Below are 7,713 nucleotides of genomic sequence, written 5' to 3'. Positions count from 1 at the left end.
TCCGCCACCCCGCTGTTCTTTTCCGGACCCGGTCACCGGTTCTTCAGTTCAACGGGTCCAGCGTGAGCTGGGCCTGTGCCGGGTTGCCGTCGTGCACCAGCGACTCGTGGTGGCCGACGTCGTCGAAGGCGAAGGCGTACGCCTTTCCGTCGGCCATCCGGTCGTGGATGATCCGGGCGTAGTGGTTGGTCACGGACTCCTTGTAGAAGTTGGCCGCCGAGGCGTCGGGCTGGTTGGGGTTGCTCAGCAGCGTGGAGCGGTTGAAGCCGGCGCACAGCGTGCGGGAGATCGGTCCCCGCACCTGGTCGTTGGGGGCGTCCAGCAGCCTGTGACAGCCGAAGACGCTGGAGGCGTCGGGCTTCTGGAAGCTCGTGACGACCGCCCCGGCGCTGTTGGTGAAGTTCATGACACCACCCGAGACGCGCCCGAAGTACTTGGTGCCCGGCTGGTCCGCGAACGGCGTGACGGTGAGCGTGGCCGACGTGTACTTCTGCCAGACGCGGTTGATGTAGTCGTCCATGACCGACGCGGGCAGCGCCCCGGTCTCCAGCCCGTACAGGGGCGACAGTGCCCGCAGGACGGTGCCGTCGGACCGGGTCTGGATCAGCCCGCCCCAGCCGGGCTGCGCCCGCAGCGCGTTGAACACTCCGTTGTAGCCGCCTGCCTTGAGCCGTCCGGCGCTGGCCACACTGCCGTCGGCTCGCTGCACGCCGACCGTGTAGGGCGCGGAGAACATGTCGACCTGTGTGCTGTTCAGCCACAGCCCGGAGTCGTTGAGCGTGTACTCGGACCAGTTGAACAGGATGTTGCGGTTGGGGTCGCTCGGATTCTGCACGGCCGGTTGCACCAGGCCGCCCGTGGTCAGCCGGAAGTCGAGTTTCTGGCCGTACGAGAAGTAGATGCGTCCCGACAGCTTGGGAACGCGGATCGTCTTGGTCTGTCCGGCGGCCGGTCCGGGGATGGACGCGTCCGGGGCGGGGGTCGGGGGATTGCCGCCGGCGGGCCAGGCGTGGAAGGCGCCGTTCGCATCGGCCCAGCCCTGCCGGCCCGTCGTCAGCGAGGTGCCCAGGTTGTAGATGTGGACCGGCTCGCCGCGGCTCGAGTTGTTGGTGATCTTCAGTGGGATGGTGGCGGGCACCGCGGCGTCCGCGGGTGGTGAGGCGCCGAACGTGAGCAGGGCGCCGGCCAGGCCCGTGGCCATGGCCACGGCGAGCAGACGGTGTTTGAGGCCTGAGAGCACTCTCCACCTCCGTGCGGGTGTGGGGGGAATTGGTCCGTACCGATTCTGAGAGCGCTCTCAGCGTTGCGCTGGGACGCGTTCATGTCAATGAGTGGCGAGCCGGGAATAGCCGGGAATCGTGCTCGGCCCCCACGCGACGGGCCGCGCCGAGTCTGCCGCGGACGCTCCGAGCGCGACCCGTCAGCGGCGCCGGCGGGCGTTGAGCCGGGCGGCCTGACGCGTCAGGTGGTCGCGCTCGGCGAGGTTGGGCGCCTTCCGGGCCGCCTCGGCGTACAGCCGTGCCGCGGTCACCAGGTCGCCGTCGCGCTCGTGGAGGTACGCCGCCACCGCGGTGTGGCGGGGCAGTGAGTCGTCCAGACCCGCGAGCGCCGCCAGGCCGGCGCGCGGCCCGTCGGCCTCACCGACGGCCACCACGCGGTTGAGCCGGACGACCGGGCTGTCGGTGAGGCGCGCGAGCTCGTCGTACCACTCGACGATCTGCACCCAGTCGGTCTCCCCGGCGGTGGGCGCGTCCGCGTGGAGTGCCGCGACGGCGGCCTGGGCCTGGAACTCGCCCAGCCGGTCGCGGGCGAGGGCCGCCTGCAGTATCTCGACGCCTTCGGCGATCGACTCCGTGTCCCACCGGCCGCGGTCCTGCTCGGCGAGGGGCACCAGACTGCCGTCGGGCGCCGTCCGGGCGGCCCGCCGGGCGTGGTGGAGCAGCATCAGGGCGAGCAGCCCCGCCACCTCGGGGTGGTCGATCGAGGCCGCCAGCTGCCGGGTCAGCCGGATGGCCTCCGCGGCGAGGTCGACGTCGCCGGAGTAGCCCTCGTTGAAGACCAGGTAGAGGACGCGCAGCACGGTGGCGACGTCGCCGGGCTGGTCGAACCGCACACCGGAGACGGTGCGCTTGGCCCGGCTGATCCTCTGCGCCATGGTTGCCTCGGGCACCAGGTAGGCCCGGGCGATCTGGCGGGTGGTGAGCCCGCCGACGGCGCGCAGCGTGAGCGCGACCGCGGACGACGGCGTCAGCGACGGGTGGGCGCACAGGAAGTAGAGCCGGAGCGAGTCGTCCACCGCCGCGGCGGGCCCGGGCGCCGGCTCCTCGTCGACGAGGTCCTCACGTCGGCGTCGGGCGGCGTCCGCCCGGGTCGCGTCGAGGAACCGGCGCCAGGCCACGGTGACCAGCCAGCCCTTCGCATCCCGGGGCGGGTCGTCCGGCCAGACGCGGACCGCCTCGACCAGCGCGTCCTGTACGGCGTCCTCGGCCGCCGCGAAGTCGGCTCCGCGGCGGACGAGGATCCCGAGCACGCTCGGCGTGAGGCTCCGGAGCAGTGCCTCGTTCATCGACGAGGTCACTCCGTGACGGTGGGCTGTACGCCGTAGAACGGGCGCAGCTCGAGCCACTCGTGGATCGGCTTCCCGCCCGCACCCGGCGCGGCCGACAGTTCCCCGGCCAGCTCGACGGCACGCTCGTAGCTGTCGACATCGATCACCATCCAGCCGGCGATGAGGTCCTTGGTCTCGGCGAACGGGCCGTCGGTGACCGGCGGGCGCCCCTCACCGTCGTACCGGACGAAGGTCCCCTCCGGGGCGAGCGCCTGACCGTCGACGAACTCGCCGGTCTTCTCGAGCCGGGCAGCGAAGTCGTTCATGTATTGGACGTGGTCCGAGATCTCCTCGGGCGTCCACTGGTCCATGGGCACGTCGTTGACCGGGCTCGGAGCGCCGCGGTAGTGCTTGAGCAGCAGGTACTTGGCCATGGTGTTCTCCTCGGTGCTGGTACGACCCATTGTGGTCGCGTTCACCCCGGGGACGGAGCCGATCACGGGTTCTCGACATCGCCGCCGAATTTGTTTCGCCCGGTTTTCCGGAGAGCTGCCGCCTACACGGTGGGGGCCGGTTCCGGGCTGCTGTCGCGTCCGGGCCGCAGAGGGGCGGGCACCTCGTCCTCGGTGGGCTCCTGGGCCCGGACTCCGATCATGCCGAAGGCGGTCAGCGCCGCGGCGCCGTTCCCGCCGGGCCACGAGCCGGCACGGCCTGACGCCGGGGCGGCGCGCGGAGCACCTTTCTCATGGGCGGGCTGCCGTGATCGAATGCCGGCGTGGCATCAGGGAGGCGTCTGCGGAGGGGGAGCGGCATGGCTGTGGACACGGGTGCGGGCGGCGGATGTAAGGCCTGCGACCTCATGCTCGGCAGGGCACCGCTGCCGGGCGGTAGCGTGCTGCGGACCGAGTCATGGGTGGTTGAGCACTGCGTCGGACCGCTCGGCCTGGGCACCTTGGTGGTCAAGCCGGCCCGGCACGTGCTGCACGTGGCCGAGTTGACGGTGCAGGAGTCCGGCGAGCTGGGCCCCCTGCTGCAGCGGGTCAGCGCCGCCGTCACCGAGGTGATGGCCCCGGAGCAGGTGTACGTGTGTCTGTGGTCGCACGCCGGCGGGGTGCCCGGTCACATCCACTTCGTCGTACAGCCCGTGGGCGCACGGGACATGGCCCGGTTCGCCGCCTTCGGCCCCGGGCTTCAGGTGGCCATGGGGGAGGCGGGGTGTTTCCCCGAGGCGGCGGAGGTGCGGCGGGTATGCGACCGACTCAGGGAAGTACTCAGTTGAACTTACTCGGCCCGCTCCCGCGCACCCGGTCGGCGAGCACCTCGTAGCGACGTACCCCGGCGGCTCCTCGCGGTACCGCCTCGGGCCACAGGCAGTCCAGGACCGAGGCGGACGGCGGGAAGAGTGAGGAGGGCACCGCCCGGCGGGCGAACCACTCCCAGCGCACGATCTTGTCCGGCTCGGTGACCCGGGGCGTACCCGTCGTCCGGCGGGTGACGGCTGCGGCTGTCACCCGGGTCAGCCCGCCCAGGCCGTCGACGAGAACCGCAAGTACCCGTACGTCCGTCGCCGGCACCGCGAGGCCGGTCTCCTCCGCCAGTTCACGGGCGGCGGCCGTCTCGAAGTCCTCGCCGGTGTCGACCTTGCCACCGGGGAGCTCCCAGCGGCCGTCATGGCCGAGGCCGAGCAGGACCCGTCCGGCGGGATCGAGGACGGCGAGGCCGACACCGGTCAGGCTGTGGGAGGAGGGGCGGGCGCGTTCGGGGCGCTCGGGGCCGGGTGCGGAAGAGTTCACCGGGCCATTCCACACCGCGGAGGTCCGCGGAAGCCACCGCACGCGCGGCCTGCTTCGCTGGTCAGCGCTGGGTGAGGGTTTGGGGGTAGTCGGTGATGATGCCGTCGACGCCGAGGGCGGTCATTGTGCGTATGGCGCCGGGTTCGTCGACGGTCCAGACGTTGATGTCCATGCCGAGTTGGTGGATGCGGTCGACGAGGTTCTGGTCGGTGACGGTGTGCTGGGGGTTGACCTGGTCGGCCCAGGCGCTGAGTTCGAGGAGTTCGGTGTCGGTGGGGCGGTCGGCGTCGAGGAGGCCGATGGGGATGTCGGGCATGTGGGTGTGGAACTGGCGGGCGTCGTCGGTCTGGAAGGACTGGACGGCGAGTTGGTCGCGGGCGAGTGCGCGGCGGACGTAGCGGGGTTTGTTCTGGAGGTTTTGGGCGAGGTCGGTGGCGAGGTCGGTGTAGTGGCCGCAGGGGCTGATTTCGGCGAGGAGTCCGGTGCGGGTGTTGTTGATGCGGGAGATGACGTGGTCGACGGTGATGAGGGGTTCGCCGGTGTAGTCGTGGTGGAACCAGGAGCCGGCGTCGAGTCGGCGTAGTTCGGTCCAGGTGAAGTCGGAGACGCGGTAGCGGGGGCGGTCGGGGTAGACGTCTTCGATGTTGGTGGTGCGTTCCATGGTGCAGTCGTGGACGTTGACGAGTTTGCCGTCCTTGGTGCGTTGGACGTCGATTTCCACGTGGTCGGCGCGTTGGTCGACGGCGAGGTCGATGGCGGCTTGGGTGTTCTCGGGTGCCATGCCGGACGAGCCGCGGTGCGCGATGGCGTCCGGCCGGCCGTCGGTGTCCTCGTCGGCGTACGCGGCCGTCGTCGTTGCCAGGACCAGACCGCTCAGCACCGCCACGACCACACCGACGCGTCTCTTGCCCACCTGTTTCACTGCAGCCTCCCAGCCTCTCGAGTCGTTCGACCAACCGGCGGAGTGGATCGGTGAATCGGCTGTGCGAGGACCGAGAACGTCCCGTCAGGCCTTGCCCCCGGCCCCGGACGGTGGCCCGGACGGCGCGGGCGTGGGCAGGGCGTCGAGGACCGCGGTGGCCAGTGCCACGGGGTCGCCCGACGCTCGGACGGGGTAGCTGTCCCGCTGATGGTTCCAGGCGTTCTCGAGCGCGAACCAGTCGATGGCGACGGGCGCCCGGCCGGTCGCCAGCGCGGTGTCGAGGGAGTCGAGGTACGTCGTCCAGCGCATCGCGTAGAAGTCGGAGACCAGCCCGGACCACTCCCGGTTCGCGTAGTCCCGCAGGCCGCCCGCGTCGCTGCCGGAGCGGTGGCCCCAGGTGGTGAGGATCGATCGGGCGTCGAACTCGGCGGTGGCCCGCTCCGCCTTCGTGCGGCCCCAGGACTTGGCGTCCTCCAGCCACGGACCGAGGAGGAATCGGGTGTCGGTGGCGAGCAGCCGGTCCAGCAGGGCCAGGTCGCTCTTCCATTCGGCGGCCCGCTCCCGGAAACCGGACAGGTCCTTGGCGTCGTAGGCGGCCTTGATCTGCGGGAGCAGGGTCCGGCTGCGGTTGGCCAGGGTCTGACGGGCGACGTCGACCAGGTCGAAGCGGTAGGCGTCGGTGGTACGCAGCGCCGGTGCGACCTGGAGCAGCTCGGCCAGCGCCCGGCGCACCGTGCTCGGGTCGTAGCGCATCGCACCGGGACTCCAGCTGGCCGCGTTGGTGGCCGTCAGCCGGGGGCGGGCGGTGAAGAGGCTGTCCTGGGACTCGCTCCAGGTCCCGGACGGCGTGCTGTACGGGCCACTGCGCAGCAGCTCCCACGCCCGGGCGGCATGCGGGTCGGCACCGCCGTAGCGGCGTTCCGCGTACGCGTCGAACCACGCCCGGTGGTCCAGCGGGCCCGTCCGCCAGGCCAGTTCGGTGAACAGCTCGTAGGCGACCGGGTTGCCGCCGGTGCCTTCCGGCATATAGGCGATGCCCGAGAGTGAGCTGCCGGGCTTGGTGCGCCACTGGTCGAAACGCTCGGCCCAGACCGCGGTGTTGGCACCGACAGTGGTGTGACCGCCGAAGTTGGGGATCGTACCGAACGCGTAGGGCGCGCCGTGCCAGGTGGCTTCCCGGTCGAGGCCGTTGTAGCGGTCGGACAGTCCGTCGACGATGAGCAGCTTGCTCTTGTCGACGGCGTCGATGATCTGTGTCGAGGGATTGTTCTGCCAGCCGATCAGGGTCCACACAGCGCCGGGTCGCGCGGTCTGGAGAGCGTCCATCACGGCTCGGGCCGCGTCCCCGACAGGCACGTTCCCCGGCCGCCCGCCCTCGTGCAGGAGATCCATCTTGTACATGGTGGACTCGCCGAACAGCTCACGCTGATGGCGGTAGAACGAGGCGGCGACCCTGGGGAACACCTCGCTGCGCGGGTCGAGCCAGTCGGGCCGCTCGAATCCGACCCAGTCACCCTGCGGGACGACCGGCCCGGTGGGGTTCCGCTCCGTGAACCCGGGAGGCACGGTGCCGTAGTAGCCGGGCAGTACGGGAGTCATACCGAGCTGGCGCAGCCGGTTCGCGATCCTGCGGCCGAGGTCTGCCCGCTCCTGGAGGAGTCGCTCGGAGACGGGGCCGCCGAAGCCGGACATGTTCTGCATCAGCCACCACGGCTGGTGCGCCGGGCCGGGGATCCAGGCTCTGAGCTCGTCCTCGGAGTAGCCGAACTCCTGGAGCGTCTCGTAGTAGACGGCGTCGGCGCCCATCTGGACGAAGACCTCGTTCACACCGTGCAGGGCGAGGAGGTCGATCTGCTTCTCGTAGGACGCCCAGTCGCGGTAGGCACCGGAATAGCCGTCGTCGGTGTCGTTGAGCGCGAAGCGGTGCGGGACCGAAGCGTGCTTGCGGACGGTGCCCGTGGGCACGGGCAGGGTGCGGGGCAGTCTCGCCGTGCTCCGCCCGGGCCAGCCGATGTCCACCTTGGCCGTGTACTTGAGATACCAGTTGACGCCGCTGAGGATCACGGCGGGGCTGGTGCCCTCTACGCGTACGTGGCCTGCGCGGCCGGAGACGCTGAAGTAGTCCCCGGACGCCGGGCGACTCACCGGAACGAGGCGGAACTGCGAGACGTGGCGCGGCAACAGCCGGGCGAGCACCGCCTTGGCGGGGTGGGTGGCGAAGGCCGGCTTGTCCGGTGGGGCGGCTGCCGCGGGGGAGGAGACGGGAATCAGGGCCGTGGTGAGAAGGACGAGGGCAGTGGCCGCGTACAGGGCGGCCCAGGCTCTGAGGCTTCTCACTGATCACCTCGAATGAGAGTGAACGACGGGGTGTTGGTGAATATGGGGGTCGGCGATTCACCAGTCAAGACGGCACCCCTGGGCGTACGTCGTTCTTCGGCCACGATCGGTCG

Annotated in this window: 7 protein-coding genes; 1 reads left to right on the top strand and 6 read right to left on the bottom strand. The window is 70.8% G+C overall.

The features are described from left to right. Positions 1 to 43 precede the first annotated feature (43 nt). The 3 genes from ACFCZF_RS24695 to ACFCZF_RS24685 form a co-directional block, all read right to left on the bottom strand. Positions 44 to 1,240, bottom strand: coding sequence for a glycoside hydrolase family 64 protein (locus tag ACFCZF_RS24695; RefSeq protein WP_376673505.1), 1,197 nt, complete (start codon positions 1,238 to 1,240; stop codon positions 44 to 46). 180 nt (positions 1,241 to 1,420) lie between these two features. Beyond that, positions 1,421 to 2,566, bottom strand: coding sequence for an RNA polymerase sigma factor (locus ACFCZF_RS24690; protein WP_375925475.1), 1,146 nt, complete (start codon positions 2,564 to 2,566; stop codon positions 1,421 to 1,423). Positions 2,567 to 2,574: 8 nt separating this feature from the next. Continuing rightward, positions 2,575 to 2,982 carry a YciI family protein gene (locus ACFCZF_RS24685; protein WP_376673512.1) on the bottom strand — a complete coding sequence of 136 codons (408 nt, stop codon included), beginning with the start codon at positions 2,980 to 2,982 and terminating at the stop codon, positions 2,575 to 2,577. 377 nt (positions 2,983 to 3,359) lie between these two features. Between ACFCZF_RS24685 and ACFCZF_RS24680 the strand changes: the two genes are divergently transcribed. Next, positions 3,360 to 3,827: an HIT family protein gene (locus tag ACFCZF_RS24680; RefSeq protein ID WP_376673504.1), complete on the top strand. Its 468-nt coding sequence runs from the start codon at positions 3,360 to 3,362 to the stop codon at positions 3,825 to 3,827. Here ACFCZF_RS24680 and ACFCZF_RS24675 read toward each other — a convergent pair. The 3 genes from ACFCZF_RS24675 to ACFCZF_RS24665 all read right to left on the bottom strand — a co-directional run bounded on the left by ACFCZF_RS24675 (position 3,820) and on the right by ACFCZF_RS24665 (position 7,600). After that, entirely contained in the window at positions 3,820 to 4,341 is a 522-nt protein-coding gene (locus tag ACFCZF_RS24675) for an NUDIX hydrolase (RefSeq protein WP_376673503.1), read from the bottom strand. The two genes, ACFCZF_RS24680 and ACFCZF_RS24675, sit on opposite strands and share 8 nt — an antisense overlap. Positions 4,342 to 4,402: 61 nt before the next feature. Continuing rightward, positions 4,403 to 5,254 (bottom strand): glycerophosphodiester phosphodiesterase, encoded by an 852-nt coding sequence (locus ACFCZF_RS24670; protein ID WP_376673502.1) that lies wholly within the window; start codon positions 5,252 to 5,254, stop codon positions 4,403 to 4,405. A 93-nt stretch (positions 5,255 to 5,347) separates the two neighbouring features. After that, positions 5,348 to 7,600, bottom strand: a complete 2,253-nt coding sequence (locus tag ACFCZF_RS24665; protein ID WP_376673501.1) for an alpha-N-acetylglucosaminidase — start codon at positions 7,598 to 7,600, stop codon at positions 5,348 to 5,350. Positions 7,601 to 7,713: the final 113 nt, after the last annotated feature.

The sequence above is a fragment of the Streptomyces sp. NPDC056296 genome (assembly GCF_042268605.1).
GTDB lineage: Bacteria > Actinomycetota > Actinomycetes > Streptomycetales > Streptomycetaceae > Streptomyces.
Note: the sequence above shows the minus strand (reverse complement) of the source record. Positions and strands in the feature narration are given on the sequence as shown.